We start from the raw sequence: 19,713 nt of genomic DNA, 5'->3' as shown, positions 1-19,713 counted from the left end.
TATTTAAATACAATATACCACTTCAGAGAGTATATCGCTGATATTCTAAAAATTATATCACTTAAAATTAGCCTGCTGGATCCTGTTCGCAGAAATGGTCTCTTCCGTCAAAGGTGCCGATTCTACTTCTACGTTGTGCATCGTAACTCCCCAGGCTTTAAAATCATCACTACCGATATACTTCACAAAATTGTATAAACTCAGGGTAATTTTCTGTTTTACCGTTAAAAGAATATCGTTGATATAGGTATTGTCTATGACAACATATTTTAAATCCGGTGGAATATTGTGCGCTCTCAGCGATGGATGGCTGCTTCGTGAAGGAATTGTACCTTCTGCCATTAAATCTTTCAAAACCATACTGAAATAATCGTTAATTCTTCTGTCAACTTTAAATCCTAAGAGAAAATTCACTTTATAAATTGTTCCCGGCAAAATTTCCTCGACTGTATATTTGAAAGTGTATGGGTCTTCTTGATTGATTATGCTCAATATAAAATAATGATCTGCCCTTTTGGGCTGCTTTTTAATTATAGAATAAATAATCTTTGATTCTATCTCATCATTGTACTTTGCTCTGCTCAGATAAGCGAGGTTGGTACAGTATTTTGGTATCGTCTCATCTAATTTCATGTCTTTGATGATAGAAACATATTTACTGATTTTAACAAAATTGATGAATTTAGCTTTTATCTGCCTTCCATTATACCATGAGTACATACATACTCCTATAAAGCCAGCTAGAACCACTGTGATCCAACCTCCATCAAAGAACTTAATGATGTTGGCGCTAAAAAACCCAATCTCAATCGCTCCATACATTAATAAGAAACTTAGAATAAGAAGTTTATTCACTCTTTTCTTAAGCAACCAGAATGTGAGCAAAATAGTTGTCATAAACATCGTTACTGTAATGGAAAGACCGTATGCAGCTTCCATTTTGTGAGATTCTTTAAAATGTAAAACGACAATGATACAGAATAACAATAATCCCCAATTTATTCTTGGGATATACATTTGCCCTTTTATACCAGAAGGATAATCAATTTTTTGATTTGGCCATAAATTAAGCGACATTGCTTCTGAAAAGATGGTAAAAGAACCTGTGATTAATGCCTGAGAAGCAATAATTGCAGCTGCTGTTGCTAATACAACTCCCGGCAAAATCATCCATTCCGGCATAATTCCAAAGAAAGGATTTACACCGTTCCCTTGTACAACTTGATAATTCTTTAATAACCATGCACCCTGCCCGAGATAATTTAATATAAGCATTGCTTTCACAAAGATCCAGCTTACTCTGATATTTTTAGCTCCACAATGCCCCAAATCTGAGTATAAAGCTTCAGCTCCTGTAGTACATAAAAACACAGCTCCCAAAATAATGATTGCACTTGGAGAATCTACAATTAATTTATATGCATAATATGGATTAAAAGATTTAAGTATAGAAAAATCCTGAAACAAATGTAAAGAACCTAAACCACCTAAGACTAGGAACCAAACAACCATCACTGGTCCAAAAAACTTACCTATGAAAGAAGTTCCAAATTGCTGAACTACAAAAATAACAACCAAAATACCACAAGTAATCAACACAACAGGAGTATGAGGATTATAAATTTGTAAACCTTCAATGGCAGACATTACGGTAAGCGAGGGCGTAATAACACCGTCAGCTACCAAAGCAGATGCTCCTACGATAGCGATTAAATACAGCCAGCGTTTTTTAAGATTTTTAATTAATGAAAAGAGAGCTAAAATACCACCTTCACCCTTATTATCTGCACGAAGCGCAATAATTACATATTTTAGTGTGGTTTGAAGAGTTAAAGTCCAGATAATGCACGACAAAGCACCTTCTATATACTGGTCAAAAGGCATCGTTGCCCCTGCTTCTCTCGCACTCACAATTGCTTTCATTACGTAAAGCGGTGAGGTACCAATATCACCGAAAACAATTCCGAGTGAAACAAGAACTCCCACAAATGAAAGCTTTTTAAGGTCTATATGATGACCTCCTTCTGTAACTTCTGCCATGTCAGCTAATTATTTTTTGAAAGCGCAAATGTATACTAAATTTATGACCCTCAGCTCAAATAGTGATACATTGTATAAATGAAAAAACTTCCTTTCGGAAGTTTTTTTCTATGACTTAACGTACATTGCTTTTTTGATTTCTTCTTTCACTTTTTCAAGTTTCGGGAACCAATCTGCAAATAATGCTGCTGAATAAGGTGCAGGAGCATCCGGAGTAGTAATTCTCTTAATAGGAGCATCTAAATAATCAAATGCTTTTTGCTGTACCATATAAGTAATCTCTGAAGATACAGAACCAAATGGCCAAGCTTCTTCTAAAATTACCAATCTGTTTGTTTTCTTCACTGAAGCTAAAACCGTATCGAAATCTAAAGGACGAACCGTTCTTAAGTCGATTACTTCAACAGAAATACCTTCTTTAGCCATATCTTCAGCTGCCTGAATGGCTAATTTCATGATTTTCCCGAAAGAAACCAAAGTTACATCTGTACCTTCTCTTTTTATTTCAGCTTTTCCTATTGGTAAATAATATTCTTCTTCAGGAATTTCCATTTTGTCCCCGTACATCTGCTCAGATTCCATGAAAATTACCGGATCGTTATCCTGAATTGCAGTTTTTAATAATCCTTTCGCATCGTAAGGGTTTGAAGGAACTACTACTTTAAGACCAGGAATATTTGCATACCAGTTTTCAAATGCCTGAGAGTGCGTTGCTCCCAACTGACCTGCAGAAGCTGTAGGACCACGGAAAACAATCGGACAGTTCCACTGGCCACCACTCATCTGACGGATTTTTGCTGCGTTGTTGATGATCTGATCGATCCCAACAAGGGCAAAGTTGAACGTCATATATTCTACAATTGGCCTGTTACCATTCATTGCAGCACCCACGGCGATACCTGTAAAACCAAGTTCTGCAATAGGTGTATCGATTACACGTTTAGCACCAAACTCGTCCAACATTCCTTTAGAAGCTTTGTATGCACCATTGTATTCTGCTACTTCTTCTCCCATTAGAAAAATGGATTCGTCTTTACGCATTTCCTCGCTCATTGCCTGCGCAATCACTTCACGAAAAGTATATTCTGCCATATTTATTTGAAAAATTTAGAGTACAAAAATAGTAATTATTTATTATCTACATAACAAAAAAGACAACTCATTGCTGAGCTGCCTTATATTTAATATTCTTTTAAACTGATTAGTCGACTTTATGCCAAGTTTGAGTTTTCATTGCAATTCCCATGATAAGAGCTTTTACCTTAAGCGTATTATTTTCTCTCACGATCTCTGTCTTGTAACTTTTACCGTCTTTTGGGTTAGTAATTGTTCCGCCTCCAAACTCATTACCGTCTTTTGATAATCCTCTTATGATTTCCAAACCAATTAAAGGTTTATTTTTACGGTCGTCTTTACATTTTACACAGTTGTTATTTTCTGGCTTTATCAAAAGCTGTACAATTTTACCATAGTATTTACCGTCGCTTTTTTTAAATACTTCAACAATAGATTTCGGTTTTCCTGTTTCGTCATCAATTGTTTTCCATTTTCCTTCGATTTGCGCAAACGACATGACACTGAATAAAGAAAGTGCAAATGTTGCTAATAATTTTTTCATATTATATAAGTTTAATTTTATTTATAGATAATCAATTTGTTAATTAGTTAAAAATAGAAATAAATTTTAAATAGGCAACAATTTTTATTATCCTTTGCATACATTACAATAGAGAGGCCGTTTTTTTAAAATTAAACAGTCTTAAAAAATCAATTCAGCTTTCTATTCATCACTCTGTTCATATAATCCTGATACCAGGCTTTTGCCATCAGTTTTCCTTTTTCGATCTCCTGAGTTTTTAATTTGTCGTTTAAATTATTTTCAAATCCTAAATCTTTTTTATCATAAATTCCGGTGATTTCTTTTCCGTCAAAGCGATAAATGTAATTTCCGATGATAAACTGTTCCGAAAAACCGTCTGAATTCACAATCAACGAATGATATTTTTTTTCACTTAACAAACTTCTTCCCCAGCTTCTTATTTTTTTATTATATCCGATTAAATCTGCTAAAGTCGGATAAATATCAATCTGTTGTGCGACTTCATTATTCACACCTTTTAAATTAAATTTCGGGTTGGGTGAGTAAAAAATCAATGGAACAGCAAAACGATTCATTGCTTTTTCATATTCCGGATAAAAAATTTGATTGGGATGATCTCCAGTGAAAACGAATATCGTATTATTGAACCAAGGTTGTTTCTTAGCTGTTTCAAAATATTTTTTGATAGAATAATCGGTGTACTGCATCGGCTCATGAATTTCTACATTTCCTTTTTTGAATTTCCCGTTATATTTCTCAGGAATTTTAAACGGATGATGTGATGAAGCGGTAAAAACAGTTGCCATAAAAGGTTTTGTTTTTCCTACATTTTCAGCAAAATATTGAAGGAACGGTTCGTCCCAGATTGCCCACATCCCATCAAAATCTTCATTGTGATTGTATTCGTCTTTCCCGAAATAATGTTTAAAACCAAGAATATTTCCAAAGCCTAAAAATCCCATCGAACCATTCGGAGCTCCATGATAAAATGAAGTATCATAACCCATATCATTACAAACCGAAACAATCGACTGAATTTTCTGATTAGAATATGGTGAGCTTGTAAAAGCATCCGTCAGACTCGGGATTCCTGCCAAAATACTGCTCATCCCATGAATCGACTGTCTTCCGTTCGCAAAAGTGTTTGGAAAAATTAAACTTTCATTCGCCAAGCTGTCGATAAAGGGAGTGTAAGAGACGTAATCTTTGATATTCTTATCTTTATTAAATACTCCTGAATATTCTCTACCAAAAGATTCAACAATAAAAATTACAACGTTGGGCTTATCCTGAACCTGTCTGTCGTAGATTTTGTAAGGCTGAATATTTTCATCAATAAATTTCTCATCCACAAAATGAACCTCTTTAAAATTATTGCTTCCTAAGGTTCTGAAAAACGAGAATGTACTGTTTAAAACAACATTTCCCTGAAGTGGAGTTTTCACAAATTTGTTAGCGTCAACAAGATTGATTGGCCTTGTACTGTGCTTAAAATCTCCACGAATTCCGCCAACAATCAAAACTGCGGAAAGACATATTGTAACCACAGAAAGAATAAAATAAGGAATCAATTTTGAAGGTTTTCTTTCCTGAATTTTAAATCTTTTATAAAGAAAGACCCACGAAGCCATCAATACAATGAACCAAAAAATCACAAACGGATGCTCTTTTGTGGAAACCGTAAATACTTTTAAAATATTTGTTTCATGTTTCGCAACCTGAAAAGCTGCCGATGTGAGTCTTGTCTGAGAAAATTTATAGTAAATAAAATCACCGAAATTCATTGAATACGCAATTCCGTTGGTGATAAAATACAGCCAGAAAAGAACTTTCTGATAGACCCTTTTTGTATTGATGATAATCGGAATCAAACTCAATAAAATAAAAAGCGAGTTGACATACAAGATTGCGGTCGTATCAAATGCGATCCCATGGAAAGCAAGACTGAGGTAATCTGCAACACCATCTATTTTTATTAAATCTTTATTGAAAAACCAAAACAGAAATCTGGCAAACTGATAAAAAACAAAAGCCAAAAAAATCCTGTAACATAAAATCAGGACTTCTTGCTTTCTAAATTCTTTAAAAAATTTCATTTATACTATACTATTTTTAAAGTTCAAAATGTAATTGTGGGCAATGAAACATCATTTTTTCATGCCGATTTTCAAGATGCAAATTTAAGTTAAATTGATAGTATTGTAATTTTTAGTTCATATTAATTAAGGTTAAAATTTTTAAAAAATGTAATTTTGTTCTCATGAATTTCATTAAAAACAATCTGGCAAATGTCATCACCCTCGGAAATTTATTTTCAGGCTGCGTTGGAGCTGTACATTTGATTATAGGCGATTATCAGACGACTGCGATATGTATTATTTTGTCTTTGATACTCGATTTTTTCGACGGATTTGTTGCGAGAGCTTTGAAAGCTAATTCCAATTTGGGAACTCAGCTGGATTCTTTGGCAGATATGGTAAGCTTTGGATTAATTCCCGGCTTGGCAATGTTTAAAATGCTTGAACCTTTCGGAAATGAACTCTTTGGAATGCCGCTTCCATTCGAAATAAAATATTTAGGATTTTTTATCACGCTTTTTTCTTGTTTAAGATTAGCGATTTTTAATTTAGATGAAGACCAGAAATATTATTTTAAAGGTTTGAATACGCCTAGTAATACAATCTTGATTTTTGGGATTTATTATATATCACAATCGGGACCTCATCAAGTGCCACAATTTTTCAATATCTCTAACTTTAATATTCTTCAAATTGGATTGTTACCATTAATAATTTTAACAATTATTTCTTCTTGGATTCTTATCAGTCCGATTAAAATGATTGCAATGAAATTCAAATCGATGAAATTGCAGGATAATTATCCAAAATTAGCTTTATTGATTGGTGCAATTCTTATTTTAATTATATTTAAAACTGTAGGAATTCCGTTGGTGATTTTATATTATATCTTAATTTCATTAATCTTTCAGAAACAGTTAAAATAAAGGTTCAACGTTAGTACACTCAACCTTGTCAAGGTGAAATTTAAACAAAAACAACTTTATACTTTCAAATAAAAAATGAATTTAAAACTACATAAACCGCTTTGCGTATTCGATCTAGAGACCACAGGAATCAACGTCGGAAAAGACAGAATCGTTGAAATCTGCATTTTAAAAGTAAATCCGGATTCTTCAAGAGAAAGCAAAACATGGCGTGTAAATCCTGAAATGCCAATTCCTCTTCAGTCGAGTGAAGTTCATGGTATTTATGATGAAGATGTGAAAGATGCACCGACGTTCAAAGAAATTGCCTCTAAAGTGGTAGAAATGATTTCTGGCGCAGATTTGGGTGGGTTTAATTCTAACCGATTTGATGTTCCGTTATTGGCTGAAGAATTGCTTCGTGCAGATTTCGATTTTGATTTAAGTAAATTTAAATTAGTCGATGCACAAACGATCTATCATAAAATGGAACCTAGAAATCTGGGTGCAGCTTACCAATTTTACTGCGGGAAAACTTTAGAAAATGCTCACTCGGCGGAAGCGGATGTTTTAGCAACTTTCGAAGTTCTGGATGCTCAGGTTGCAAAATATGATGATGTTCCGAAAGATATCAATGCATTGAGTGAATTCAGTTTCCACAATAAAAATGCTGATTTGGCTGGTTTTATCGGATTTAATGATAAAAATGTTGAGGTTTTTAACTTCGGAAAATATAAAGGTCAAGGTGTGAAAGATGTTTTCAAAAAAGATCTTGGGTATTACGGATGGCTTCAGAATGCTGATTTTCCGTTGTACACAAAGAAAGTTTTTACAAAAATTCAGTTATCAAGTAAATTTTAAAAAAATGAATGATTTAGTTAAGTTCAAATTTTACGAAACAGCTCTCGAAGCGAACAGAGATAAACAGATCTTAGCTGAAAACGACATTCAGAGCTTCATTGCCAACGAGCAGACCATTCAGTCTGATTGGTTGTTGTCACAAGCTTTAGGCGGAATTCAACTACAGGTTTTTGAAAATGATTTTGAAAACGCAGAAAAGATTCTTACTGATTATCACGAAAACAACAAGTTCTCTTTGGAAGTTGAGCACACTGTTGAAAACCCCAAATTTGATTTTGTCTGCCCGAAATGTGGCTCAAATCATATTTATAAGGATGACAGCTCGACGAGTTTCTTTGGAATTTCGCTGCTTTCAAGTGATAAATATGTGTGCTATTATTGTGAGAATGAGTTTACACATGAGTAATTGAAGCATTCTTTGCCATTCTGAAAGAATCTAAATAGTGTTTTAAGCATACGCTTAGATTCATACCGGAATGACAAATATAGTGTTGAATACCTATCTTATAAAAGAATGACAAAACTCTTAGCCCCGATTGCAGTGGAAATCCTTTTTTGAAAAAAAAGATTGCAACGGAAAGCGGGAAACAGCTCCTAAAAAATAATTGTAAAATTGTCTCATTCTTCGTAATGACAATAAATTTAATTCAATAAAAGATTGCTTCGCCTTTGGCTCGCAATGACAAAAAATTATGAAAATAATCTGCATAGGAAGAAATTACAGTGAACACGCAAAAGAACTGGGAAATGCAATCCCCGACAAGCCTGTGATTTTTATGAAACCCGACACTGCGGTTTTGAAAGGAAATGACTTTTATATTCCGGAATTTTCTGACGACGTTCACTACGAACTGGAAATTGTGGTAAAAATCTCAAAAGGAGGAAAGTATATCCAGAAAGAAACTGCGAATAAGCATTACGACGAGATTGGTTTAGGAATCGATTTTACAGCGAGAGATTTACAAAGCGACTTAAAATCTAAAGGTCTTCCATGGGAATTGGCAAAAGGGTTTGATGGCTCTGCAGTCGTGGGAAGCTTCTTCAAAAAAGAAAATTACGACCTTGAAAATCTGCAGTTTTCGTTATTAAAAAATAAAGAACAAGTACAGCATGGAAATTCAAAAGACATGATGTTTAAAATTGATGATATCATCGCTTTTGTTTCGCAGTATTTCACTTTGAGAGTTGGGGATTTAATCTTTACGGGAACTCCTGAAGGCGTGGGGAAAGTTTCTGAGAATGATATTTTAGAGGCCTATTTGGAGGAAGAAAAAGCTTTAGATATCAGAATATTATAAGTATTTAACAAGCCGTTTTTATAAATTTTTCATATCTTTAAGAGACAAATTAAAATATGAAAATATGATAAACATTGTATTGCCAGTAGATTTTGGCGAAAAAACAGATCAGCTTGTAGATGGCGCAATAGAATTTGCGAAGAAGGTAAACGGAAAGCTCAATTTGATACACGTAGCGCCCACAGACATTGGTTTTGCAATCGGAGATATGGGCTATCAGTATTTTCCGGAGATTGAAGAAAACGAAATAAGAGAAGAATTGGTTCTTCTAAATAAAATCAATCAAAAAATTCTGTCTCACGACATCGATTGCGAGCATTTATTAAAACAAGGCATCGCAAAAGATATTATTTTGGAATATGCGGACACCAAAAATGCAGACTTTATCGTCATGGGATCTCACGGTAGAAGCGGAATTTACGATGTGTTTGTAGGAAGCTTAACCAAAGGAATTACCAAAAGTTCTAAAATCCCTGTTTTGGTATTGCCTATACATGATTAAATTTAGTCTAATACATAAAAAAGACCGATCAAAAAAAATTGACCGGTCTTTTTACTATATAACCAATTAATTAACCTTCTTTTTTGTAGATCGTAGGATCGTAGTAAGGGTTTTTACCCTCAGTAGGAGAATAATATTCTTTGTCTTTGTCCCCTCCAAGTGTTACCACCAAGACATAGCACCAATATGTAAATAGTACGCAACAAACGATGAATAAAATCCAGTTGAGTACGTTTCCAAAGGTTGTGAAAAAACCAAAAGACCATTTGAAAACATCACTTAAGAATAGAAAGAAAGACGTCATTATTTTCCTTTTTTAAATTAACTTTGCACAAATTTATAAAAAATGTTTAGATTACTTTCAAAAGAAAGCAATATTTTTTCAATTCCTGTTTATATTGGTTTTCTTCTTTTAGTAGTTATTGTAATTAACACCCTCAATTTCAACACGTATGAAGCAATAATCGCCATCATTACGTTTCTTGGAATTTCTCTTGGTTATTTCTGTTTTAATGCGATTGCACTGAATTATCAGACGCATTTGCCATTATTGCTCTATACATTTTTTGTTTTTGGACTGTATCCCGGAAAATTAGATATAGGAATTGCCGTAGCACTGCTTACTAATTCGTTCCTTTTGCTTCTTCTCACGAGTACAGATGAAGACCTCAGAAAAAAATCTTACGTTTTGGTAGGTTCTATTTTAGCTTTAAATTTCATCTTTCTGCCGACGACGTGGCCAATGATTTTCTTTGTGCTGATTCACCTCATCGTTACGTCTGAAAGAATCGGTTTAAATATCTTCAGATTCATTCTGGGAATGTCGTTGATTGCATTGAGTTATTTCTCCGTGATGTTCTTCTTTAGATTTAATCAGTGGAATATGGATTATTTACCGTTTGGGAAGATCAAATTTATCACAGATTACACCGAACTTCTCCCACTCATTCCGATTGTTTTGATGTTGGTCTACGCAATATATGATCACTTTAAACATTATAATAAGAAAAGCCCTATCAGCAGATACAAATATACTTTCTTGCTGGTGTTCTCGTTTGCACAGCTGGTAAGTATTATTTTATATATGAACAACCGTTATGAATACCTTTTGCTACTGGCTTTTCCGGCAACGATTATTATGAGCAGGATGCTGAGATTTTTGCCAAAATACTGGATGCAGGAAGTGAGCTTGTGGGTCATCATTGTCAGCTTGATCGGTTTTAATGCAGGTACTCATTTCGATTTATTTTAAAAAAAAGATTATGATTCAAATAGACGATAAATTAATTTCTGAAGATATATTCTCTGAAGAATTTGTATGCAATCTCACCAAATGTAAAGGCGCATGTTGTGTGGAAGGCGATGTGGGAGCTCCTTTGGATAAAGATGAGTTGGTGATTTTAGATAATATTTTCGACAAAATAAAACCCTACCTTACCCAGGACGGAATTAAAGCTTTGGAAGAACAGGGAACATGGACGACCGACCCAATGGACGGAATGTATGTTACCCCAATGATTGAAGATGCAGAATGCGCCTACGTGACTTTTGACGAGCGTGGAATCACTAAGTGCGGTATCGAAAAAGCATACGAAGACGGCGCTATTGATTGGCAAAAACCAATCTCATGTCATTTATATCCAATCCGTGTAACAGAGTATTCTTCTTTCAGCGCATTAAACTACCATGAGTGGCCCATTTGCAATGATGCCTGCACTCTGGGTAAAGAACTTCAGGTTCCGGTATATAAGTTCTTAAAAACACCGTTAACACGTAAATACGGAGAAGATTTCTACACGACCCTGAGCGAAGTTGCTGAGGAGTGGAAGAAGGAGTATGGAAAGTAGTTGATGGTTGTTAGTTTTTAGTTGCTAGATACAGAACAGCGAATAGATAAATTCTACTTTTTAATTTTAAGATTTACCAAAGTCCCAACGGGACGATTTAATAAAGAAGAGGATGCAATCCTATTAATTTAAAGGTAATGTGGTCAAAAATAGTTGGTGTTTTTTCCAAAAATAATTTGTAATATTTTGCGGTTGATTGGAAGAGGAAATGAGCAATGCTGAGGAGCAACTCATCAGCAATACAATCAGCGCTGTAAACAATGGTTTAGAAGGATGGTTACGCCATCCTTCTTTCATTAATTATTGGAACAGCTTTATGGCTAAGAAAACCTTCCGCCGTTTTGGTTCTTGTAGAAAAGATACCATTGAATGAACTTTTTTCTGCGGCTTATTGTGAGACCCCGATGAATATTGAGATTTCCTTTCAAATGACCGAAAAAAGACTCGATTCCGTTTGTTGTTTTTGGGATTTTCGGATTTTGAAGAAAAGTAAACATATTAGGCAAAGCTTTTCTGATAACAGAAAAACACCTTCTCACCATCTTGTGGGTGTACCAATACCTTCCTGTTTCCGGGCTGTATGATTTTTCATTCAAAAATTCCTTATGCTTTTCAGACCAATCCAAAAATTCTTTGATCCAATATTGTTTTTTAACTTCATTATCAATAAAATGAAGTTTGCAGACAATATCACGAAGTTCGAACCCTGCATCTGACTTTGGATAGGCAGAAAGCCATATTTTACACATTCTCTGAATATGAACCAAACATCTCTGAACAGGAACTTTCGGGCAGACCTTACGAATGGCTTTGAGTAATGATTTATCGCCATCGCAGGTTATTCCTCCGATTTTTACACTCAAATTCAGAATGTTTTCCAGATCCTCTTTCATCTCTTCATAATGCTCTCCATCGGTAATTCTGTAAAGTTGAGTTTGTTTAAAAACATTGTCTCTGAAGACAACAAGACAAATTTCATTAGAAAAATAAGTCCCGTCAATTAACAAATAAACTTCCTTGTTCTGGCTATAAGTGAGCTTGGGAGCTTTTCCAAGCATCGTTTTAAAATACCGCTGAAGAGTACTAACAGAATATCCGGATTCTGCTGAAATCTGCTCATAAGTTTGCTTCCCGATAATCCATTTTTAAACCAAATCTCTTTGTTTTTCAAACTCACCGATTTGTTTTCAGAGGTAAAATAAATGCCGCAATTTTTACATTTAAAACGACGCTTACCATTTTGCTTACCCCAAGAAATCACCTTCAGGCTTTTGCAACTCCAACAACGTTTTTTTTTGAATTTTCAGACATAAAAAAGTTTATTGAAACAAAGTTCAATAAACTTTCTGTATCATCAGTAATAATCGGCGTTACAAAGAATCTTACCAACTATTTTTGACTATTAAACCTAATTTAATTAGGTAGAAAACATTACAATAAACAAACAACCGCAGAAATTTTTCTGCGGTTGTTTTCATATATAATCGACTAAGATTATTTTACTGCGGTCGCTTTTACTGTTGCAGCAGCTTCTTTTTTAGGAGCACTTTCCCAGCCGTCTTCAGGCATTAGGGTTGCCACTACTCTATTTTTAGTAAGATATTTCTTAGCAGTATCATGCAGATCTTTTACCGTCAGGGCTTTTACTTTATCCTGGTAGTTTAAGATTTCATACTTATCACTTCCATCCAATTGATTCTTAGAGATGGCATTCATCCAATAAGAATTGTCTTTGATATCGGTTTTGTAGTCATTCATTTCTCCTTCTTTGTACTTGTCAAGGTCTTTTTGATCCGGACCTTTGTCAACAAGTGCCTGAAGTTCTCTTAGAGCACTTTTTGTCAATTTATCTGCATTCTCTGCTCCACAAGGGAAACTCAGGCTGAAAGAATAATTTCCGTAAGGAATCTTGCTCATTCCGCCTCTTGCACCACCGCTGTAGATTCCGCTTTCGTCTTCTCTCAGTTTTTCAATCACCTTGATAGTTGCTACTTCACCCAAAGCAGACAATGCCATTGCCTCTTTCTCGTTGTATGGAGTTTCTCCTGAAAATACGATCTGTACCATACTCTTAGGATCTTTTCCTTTTTTGTAAACCTTTGTATGATCTCCGGTTATTGGTCTGTATCCGGTGTCTTTAAAGTTGGTTGTTTTTCCTGTTGAAGGTAAGCTTGCGATGTACTGTAAAACTTCATTTTTAAATTTAGCCTCATCAATATTTCCTACGAAATAGAAATGGAAGTTTCCTGCATTGGCAAATTTCTCTTTATAAACATCATACGCTTTTTTGTAATCTGTTCTTGCCCAGTCTTTTTCCAATGGAAGAATACCAATGAATCTTGGATTTTTCTGATTGGTAAACTTAGCATGCTCACTTGCGAAATACGTTTGTGGATTAGACAGAATATTGTCTAACATTGCAGATTGCTTTAATTTATAAGCATTAAATGCGTCAGGGTTATAATTTAAATTTGTAAAATAAGCATACATCAGCTCCATTGCAGAGCCCAAGTCTTTTTGATTAGTTCTACCAGAAATACCTTCTACCACACCTGAAATAAAAGGATTTACACTTACCTGCTTTCCTGACATATAATTGGTAAGGTCGGCTTTAGATGCACCTGCTACACCTGCTTCAGTTAATGCCTGATAAGCAAATTGAGTATTGTTATAATCTGAATCATTCAATAATGAATTTCCACCCATACTTCTTGCAGTGAAAACAATTTCATCATCTTTGAAATCTGTCTTTTTGAATGTCACTTTTGCACCGTTACCTAGAGTCCATGTTGTTGTACCCAATTTAGCATCAGTTTCTGTTTTAGCAATTTTACCTTCAGACTTAAATGGTTTTACTAAGTTTTTGATGGCTGCTTTTTCTTCATAAGGCTTCAGATCTGCCATTTTCACATCGTCGAAAGTTTTCAGAACCATCGATTCTGTAGGCATCGTCACGTTCTCTTTTTTCGGACCTGTGATTACAATAACACGGCTGTCTTCTTTCACCATTTTCTTGATTACCTCATTCGTCTGAGCCAAAGTTACCGTTGGCAAAAACTTTTTCGTATCGTCATATTCCCAAGCGATACCAGGCATCGGCTCTTTCTCAAGGAAGTTTCTTACATACTCATCAACCAGCATATCGCTTTCAGTCTTCTCACGGTTGTTGTACATACTTTCCATGTTAGACATGATCTGAGATTTTGCTCTGTCTAATTCACCCTGAGTAAAACCAAATCTTTTTGCTCTTTCCGTTTCTTCTAAAAGAACTTTCAAAGCGCTCAACTGGTTTCCTTCTTTCACCATTGCAAATCCCTGGAAAGCTTCTTTAGTTCTTGCATACGTTCCGCCGTGATATACAGACCCGAAAGTGAATGGAGGATTATTTGAATTCACCAATTCTCTCAATCTGTTGTTTAGCATCGTCGTTGCTACGTTTTCTACTAAACTTTGATTGTACTGCTCAATAGTAACATCCGGCTGGTAAGATTCAGCATCTTTCATGATAAACTGTACTCTGGAGCTGGTAGCATCAGGATCGGTTTCTATGGCTACAAGAGTTTCCTGGTGATTTGGAAGATCAAAAGTCTTTCTTTCTCTCGGCTTAGATGGATTTTTATATTTACCGAAATTGTCTTTAATTTTTTTCTCAACTTCCTCCACATTGATGTCTCCTACTACTACTATTGCCATCAAATCTGGTCTGTACCAGTCTTTGTGGAATTGTCTGATCACATCAGGCTTGAAGTTCTGAAGAACCTCTTTATTACCGATTGGTAATCTGTTGGCGTACTGAGATTTGTATAATAATTTAGGTAAATATTTATCAGACATTCTTTTGTCTGCACCCAAACCGTTTCTCATTTCTTCTAAAACAACGCCTCTTTCTTTGTTGATCTGCTCATCAGTAAGGGTTGCATTAAATGCCCAGTCTTCCATTACTTTAAGACCTGCATCAAGATTCCCCGGCTTGTCTAAAGGTACAGGAAGCATGTAAACAGTTTCGTCAAAGCTTGTGTAGGCATTAAGATGCTGTCCGAATTTCACACCGATTGACTGTAGAAAGTCTACCAATTTGTTATCTGGGAAATTTTTGGTTCCGTTGAAGTTCATGTGCTCCATAAAGTGAGCAAGACCTCTTTGGTTTTCGTCTTCAAGAATAGATCCGGCGTTGATTGCTAAACGGAAATCTACCTTCTTTTCTGGTAATGTGTTTTTTTTGATATAATACTTCATTCCGTTTGGAAGAGTACCAGTTTTGACAGAAGGATCCAATGGGATATCCTGTGCGAATGCATTAGCTGAAGCCATGAAGACTATCCCTAATGACAATAGAACTTTTTTCATACAGTTGTTTATTAAATTTTGCGTGATAAAAGTATAAATTAATCACAATTACAAAAAATTTTATCCCTAGAATTTTAGTTAAAGTTGAGTTAAAGTTTATTTCACAAACAGTTGTTTAATAATTGGAACCTTTATTTTAATGTATCTTAATGATTATGAACCTATTTACTATCGTAGATTTTGCTAGTGGGAAATTTTATTCTTTATTAATTTGTTCAATTTATCTTATATGCAAGAGATTAAAATTAAAAACTCGTATTGATTGGCCATTAAACAAAAAAGACCGGAAAAATTTCCGGTCTTTTTTTGATATAAAGTTTTATTTTTTTATTTGAAATCAGCTTCAGTGATTCCTGAGTTCAGAGTAACTTTCGTGGTTCTGATACTCACTTTTTGTCCTCCTCCTTCAGCTTCGATTAATTCAGGAAATTTAATTCCGTCAACAGTCATATAACTTTTCATGATGGCATCACCCTGACCGCTTCCTGCTTTGTAAAGTAATCCTGTAGCCGCATCAAAGTAGAACTTACCTTTGTCTGATGACAATACATTGTAATCTTTACCATCTAATTTCTCAACCGTAGCGGTCTGAAAGCTTGACGGATCATAAGCCAACGCATCTATTGTCTGACTTTTTTTCAATTCAGGAATTTTATCTGCCGGGAAATCTGTTTTTGCACCCATCTGATTAGAATACCCTTTTTCACCGTCGAAAACCTGAGTCATCTCCTGACCCATTACAGATTGCACAGATTTGAACTTATTCCCCATTTTCTTTGTGGTGGAATTGATTTCCATACCCTGAGCGCTGATTACGTTTTCGATGATGGTAGATTTCACTGCTTCCAGTTTTGCTTTTCCTCCAAGAGCGGTAAGATAGTTATCGATTACTTGTTTTGGAGTGATCTGCGAAGTTGATGCAGTTGATTTTACGGTAGCCGTAGATGTTTTTTGTGCGACTGCTGATGTAGAAAAAAGTACAGCACAGAAAAACGGAACGATTATCTTTTTCATAATAATATTAAATTTTAATGATGTAAATATAAGAATTTTGAACGGTACAAGGCTATCAAGTTCTGTTCCGAAAAAAAACACCCCAATAAATATGGCTTATGGGAATAATGGGAATTCAAGAATTTAAAATAAATAACTACATTTTGATGATGTGCTCATCTTAAACCACCTTGCTTTCTTTCTCCGAAAGAATCACCTTCCAAATGAGGATAATTTTCTGTAGTTTATAAGCATCGAGTAGATATTGAATTAGAATATTTTTAAACCAATATTCATTTTAACAAACAAATAACTTTTATTAATGATTTATTAACATTTCTAGGTATAGTTATTGCTTCCAATAGAATCGATTCTCATGTTTAATTGAGTTTTCATGGTTATTAGTTTTTACCCAGCTTCGGCTGGGTTTTTCTTTTTCATAAAATAATAACTCAAATTAATTTTTCGATTTTATTGTTTTTACCCAACTTTGATAGATTGGAAACCAAACACGATCTCCGAGTGATCCGTTACAAAGCACGATGATACCGCTCTTAGTAGGTAAATCCAAAAACAAAGCTGCACTCCAACCGGCATTTTCTCCGGTATGCCCTATTGTTTCAAATCCGTCAAAATTCAGAAATCTATATCCCAAACCGCTTTTTCCTTCATTAGAAAAAGGAAGCACAGGCGTTTCCATTAATAGAATTGTTTCTTTTGTTAAGACATTATTCAATTGATTTTTATCCGGTGTAATCGAAAGTTCTGCAAAATGAGCCAGATCTTCTATGGTAGTTTGCAATCCTGCGGCGGCTTTTTCGGTAAAAATTCTGTTTTTTATTGGTTTGCCCAATTCGTCATACGCAGTTGCTGAGTTTGCCATCATATCTTTGGCCCATTCGTAGCTAGTATTTTTCATTCTAAGTGGTAGAAAAACATTCTCTTTCATATATTCCGAAAAACCTTTTTTAGTTGTCTCTTCCAACAACAGTTGCGCGACTGTGTAACCACCTCCTGAATATTGCCATTTCGTTCCCGGCTCATTAATAAGATGTACCGTTTCGCCATTTCTTTTAGTTTTTCCATTGAGCGATTCTTCAAGGCTAAGAAGTTGCGTTCCCTGATCTGAACCTCCATACCCATGAACAGAAAGTCCCGCAGTGTGACTCAGTAATCTTTTCAAGGTAACTTTTGATTTATTAAATTCTGATTCCGGAAAGTGCCATCTGGTAAGATATTTATCAACCGGTTCATCTAATTTTACAAGTCCTTTTTCTGAAAGCTGCATAAAGCCCCATGCAGAAACTAACTTAGAAACAGAGCCTACATTAAAAATCGTTTTAGATGTTACGGGTTTCTTAGATGTTAAATCTGCGTAACCGATAGTTTGAATCCACGCCACTTTTCCATTTTTGATTACAGCTACAGCGATTCCGGGAACATTATTTTTAACGGTAAGCTCCTTACCTAGCTTATCAATTTCAATATACAAAGGATCTGCCTTTTCAGAAATGACTTTAGTTCTTTTTGATTTTGTTATTGAGCATGAAAAATTTATCCCCAAAAATAAAATCAATAAAACATTCAACAGATTATTTTTCATCTGGCTTATATTCTTCATAATATTTCGCTTTCTGAAAACTTTAGTAGATTAATAAGTTGGAATTAAATCAGATAGCAACCAAATGTACAATTATATAAATAATTTAATTTAAAAAGTAGAAATCAAAATATGCCGCATTATCTAAAAGCAAAAAACCTCCAATTGCTTGGAGGTTTTCAAATATTATATAAGAATAAATTACTTCTTCAATTCTTCTAAAAATTCGTCGTGCGAAATTGCAGTTTCCTTTTTAGTCGCTTTTTCAAGAATTACATCTTTTAGTTTAGCCATAGCAACCTCAGAAGAGATTTGTCTTACCTGCTCTTGGTCTTTCAACATTTCAGCAGCATATTTCTGAACTTCTTCGTCTCCTAAGTGGTGAATTCCGTAGATCGCCAATTGGTTTCTCACCAACTGCTCAGCCTGAGCTAATACGTCTGCATAATCCAATTTAATATCGTTATCAGACATCAATTTCCCTTCGATGATCTGATATTTCAATTGAGTTTTCTCAGCTTCCAGGATTTCTTTAGCCTGCTCTTCAGACTGGATGTTCTGGTTTGAGAATACCAACCACTTCGTCAAAAATGACTCAGGAAGCTTTACTTCTTCTTTTTCAGAAACCTGCTCCAACACTTTGTTCACAAAGTGTACGTCTGCATTCTGCTGGAAGTATTCGTCTAACTCAGTTTTTACTTTGTCTTTAAGCTCTTCTTCAGTTTTGATGTTTCCTTCACCGTAAACTTTATCGAATAATTCTTCGTTAAGTTCTGCTAAGTTTAAGCTGTAGAAATCTTTTACTTTCACTTCAACTTCAGCGTGGTGTAAGTGCTCAGCTTCTTCTTTAGTGAATCCTAATTCTTTAGCTAAGTTTTCGTCAGCAGCCAAAGTTTCTTTAGAAACTTTTACAGACTCATCCATTTTAAGACCTTTTACCAATTTGAAAGCATCTTTGTTTTCAGCAGTAATGGTCACATTTTTTGGATGGTGGTGGTGCTCACCTTCAGCATCTTCTTCTACAACCTGAGAAATCTCTAAGTTGATGTAAGAATCTTTAGTGATTTTGTCTTGCGGAACCTGCTCTGCAAAACGCTTCTGCATGTTCTCGATGCTTTTGCTGATTTCTTTATCAGAAGCTTCTACTTTGTAGTGTGGAGCTTCATATTTAGCCAAATCTATAGTAAATTCTGGTTCGTAACCTACTTCGAAAGCAACTTCCAATTTCTCTGCGTTATGATTGAAATCATTCACCGGCTGAGGTACTGGCTGACCTACTAGTCTTAGTTTGTTTTCGTTGATATAGTTATTCAAAGCATCAGAAACTTGTTTGTTGATTTCTTCGAATGCAATCCCTGCTTCATATTGCTTTCTAACCATACTCAAAGGCACTTTTCCTTTTCTGAAACCAGGAACCTGTGCGTTTTTAGCATAATTAATCAATTGCTTTTCTACTTTTTCTTTGTAGTCAGATTTCTCCAATGTTACTGTAAGCAATGCACTTACATCATCATGGTTTTTTGCGGTAACCTTCATTATTGATTAAAATTTTAGGTTGCAAAAATATGAATTTTTTATTAAAACAAGCCATTCCTTTTGTTATAATACGTTAAAATAAAAAAGACACTACAGAATAGTGTCT

The 19,713-nt window shown here is 34.8% G+C and carries 17 protein-coding genes and 1 pseudogene; 7 read left to right on the top strand and 11 right to left on the bottom strand.

What is annotated here, in order from left to right:
* Nucleotides 1-57: 57 nt before the first annotated feature.
* The 4 genes from MQX03_RS19260 to MQX03_RS19245 all read right to left on the bottom strand — a co-directional run bounded on the left by MQX03_RS19260 (nt 58) and on the right by MQX03_RS19245 (nt 5,736).
* Nucleotides 58-2,040 (bottom strand): KUP/HAK/KT family potassium transporter, encoded by a 1,983-nt coding sequence (locus MQX03_RS19260; RefSeq protein WP_242805109.1) that lies wholly within the window; start codon nt 2,038-2,040, stop codon nt 58-60.
* 108 nt (nt 2,041-2,148) lie between these two features.
* Nucleotides 2,149-3,132 carry a pyruvate dehydrogenase complex E1 component subunit beta gene (locus MQX03_RS19255; protein WP_129536145.1) on the bottom strand — a complete coding sequence of 328 codons (984 nt, stop codon included), beginning with the start codon at nt 3,130-3,132 and terminating at the stop codon, nt 2,149-2,151.
* Between the two features lie 109 nt (nt 3,133-3,241).
* A complete protein-coding gene (locus tag MQX03_RS19250) occupies nt 3,242-3,658 on the bottom strand; it encodes a DUF2147 domain-containing protein (protein WP_129536142.1) in 417 nt (138 codons plus the stop codon).
* 149 nt (nt 3,659-3,807) lie between these two features.
* The gene (locus tag MQX03_RS19245; RefSeq protein WP_242805107.1) at nt 3,808-5,736 is read right to left on the bottom strand and encodes an LTA synthase family protein; all 1,929 of its coding nucleotides are present in this window, start codon (nt 5,734-5,736) and stop codon (nt 3,808-3,810) included.
* A 164-nt stretch (nt 5,737-5,900) separates the two neighbouring features.
* Between MQX03_RS19245 and MQX03_RS19240 the strand changes: the two genes are divergently transcribed.
* The 5 genes from MQX03_RS19240 (at nt 5,901) to MQX03_RS19220 (ending at nt 9,284) form a co-directional block, all read left to right on the top strand.
* The gene (locus MQX03_RS19240) at nt 5,901-6,644 is read left to right on the top strand and encodes a CDP-alcohol phosphatidyltransferase family protein (protein ID WP_242805105.1); all 744 of its coding nucleotides are present in this window, start codon (nt 5,901-5,903) and stop codon (nt 6,642-6,644) included.
* A 75-nt stretch (nt 6,645-6,719) separates the two neighbouring features.
* Nucleotides 6,720-7,484 (top strand): 3'-5' exonuclease, encoded by a 765-nt coding sequence (locus MQX03_RS19235; RefSeq protein ID WP_242805102.1) that lies wholly within the window; start codon nt 6,720-6,722, stop codon nt 7,482-7,484.
* Between the two features lie 4 nt (nt 7,485-7,488).
* Nucleotides 7,489-7,890, top strand: a complete 402-nt coding sequence (locus MQX03_RS19230; RefSeq protein WP_129536139.1) for a putative signal transducing protein — start codon at nt 7,489-7,491, stop codon at nt 7,888-7,890.
* 286 nt (nt 7,891-8,176) lie between these two features.
* Nucleotides 8,177-8,782 (top strand): fumarylacetoacetate hydrolase family protein, encoded by a 606-nt coding sequence (locus tag MQX03_RS19225; RefSeq protein ID WP_242805100.1) that lies wholly within the window; start codon nt 8,177-8,179, stop codon nt 8,780-8,782.
* Nucleotides 8,783-8,846: 64 nt separating this feature from the next.
* Entirely contained in the window at nt 8,847-9,284 is a 438-nt protein-coding gene (locus tag MQX03_RS19220; RefSeq protein ID WP_242805098.1) for a universal stress protein, read from the top strand.
* A gap of 70 nt (nt 9,285-9,354) precedes the next feature.
* On the opposite strand, the gene MQX03_RS19215 is transcribed toward MQX03_RS19220, so the two are convergent.
* Nucleotides 9,355-9,588, bottom strand: coding sequence for a DUF6341 family protein (locus MQX03_RS19215; RefSeq protein WP_129536135.1), 234 nt, complete (start codon nt 9,586-9,588; stop codon nt 9,355-9,357).
* 42 nt (nt 9,589-9,630) lie between these two features.
* Here MQX03_RS19215 and MQX03_RS19210 point away from each other — a divergent pair, with 42 nt between their 5' ends.
* Complete coding sequence (locus tag MQX03_RS19210) at nt 9,631-10,536, top strand: DUF6427 family protein (protein WP_242805095.1); 906 nt, start codon at nt 9,631-9,633, stop codon at nt 10,534-10,536.
* A 10-nt stretch (nt 10,537-10,546) separates the two neighbouring features.
* Nucleotides 10,547-11,131, top strand: a complete 585-nt coding sequence (locus tag MQX03_RS19205) for a DUF3109 family protein (RefSeq protein WP_242805093.1) — start codon at nt 10,547-10,549, stop codon at nt 11,129-11,131.
* A 320-nt stretch (nt 11,132-11,451) separates the two neighbouring features.
* On the opposite strand, the gene MQX03_RS19200 is transcribed toward MQX03_RS19205, so the two are convergent.
* The 6 genes and pseudogenes from MQX03_RS19200 to MQX03_RS19180 form a co-directional block, all read right to left on the bottom strand.
* Complete coding sequence (locus MQX03_RS19200) at nt 11,452-12,267, bottom strand: IS256 family transposase, variant Zn-binding type (RefSeq protein ID WP_449508584.1); 816 nt, start codon at nt 12,265-12,267, stop codon at nt 11,452-11,454.
* Between the two features lie 65 nt (nt 12,268-12,332).
* Nucleotides 12,333-12,407: pseudogene (locus tag MQX03_RS20645) on the bottom strand (IS1/IS1595 family N-terminal zinc-binding domain-containing protein); the annotation flags it as partial.
* A 218-nt stretch (nt 12,408-12,625) separates the two neighbouring features.
* On the bottom strand, nt 12,626-15,478 hold the full coding sequence (locus MQX03_RS19195; protein WP_242805089.1) for a M16 family metallopeptidase: 2,853 nt from the start codon (nt 15,476-15,478) through the stop codon (nt 12,626-12,628).
* 327 nt (nt 15,479-15,805) lie between these two features.
* Entirely contained in the window at nt 15,806-16,492 is a 687-nt protein-coding gene (locus MQX03_RS19190) for a hypothetical protein (protein ID WP_242805087.1), read from the bottom strand.
* Nucleotides 16,493-16,928: 436 nt separating this feature from the next.
* Entirely contained in the window at nt 16,929-18,092 is a 1,164-nt protein-coding gene (locus MQX03_RS19185) for a serine hydrolase domain-containing protein (RefSeq protein WP_242805085.1), read from the bottom strand.
* 180 nt (nt 18,093-18,272) lie between these two features.
* Complete coding sequence (locus MQX03_RS19180; RefSeq protein ID WP_229983707.1) at nt 18,273-19,607, bottom strand: trigger factor; 1,335 nt, start codon at nt 19,605-19,607, stop codon at nt 18,273-18,275.
* Between the last annotated feature and the right edge of the window lie 106 nt (nt 19,608-19,713).

It is taken from the genome of Chryseobacterium aahli, from assembly GCF_022699665.1.
Classification (GTDB): Bacteria; Bacteroidota; Bacteroidia; order Flavobacteriales; family Weeksellaceae; genus Chryseobacterium; species Chryseobacterium aahli.
This window is presented reverse-complemented; position numbering and strand designations above follow the sequence as displayed.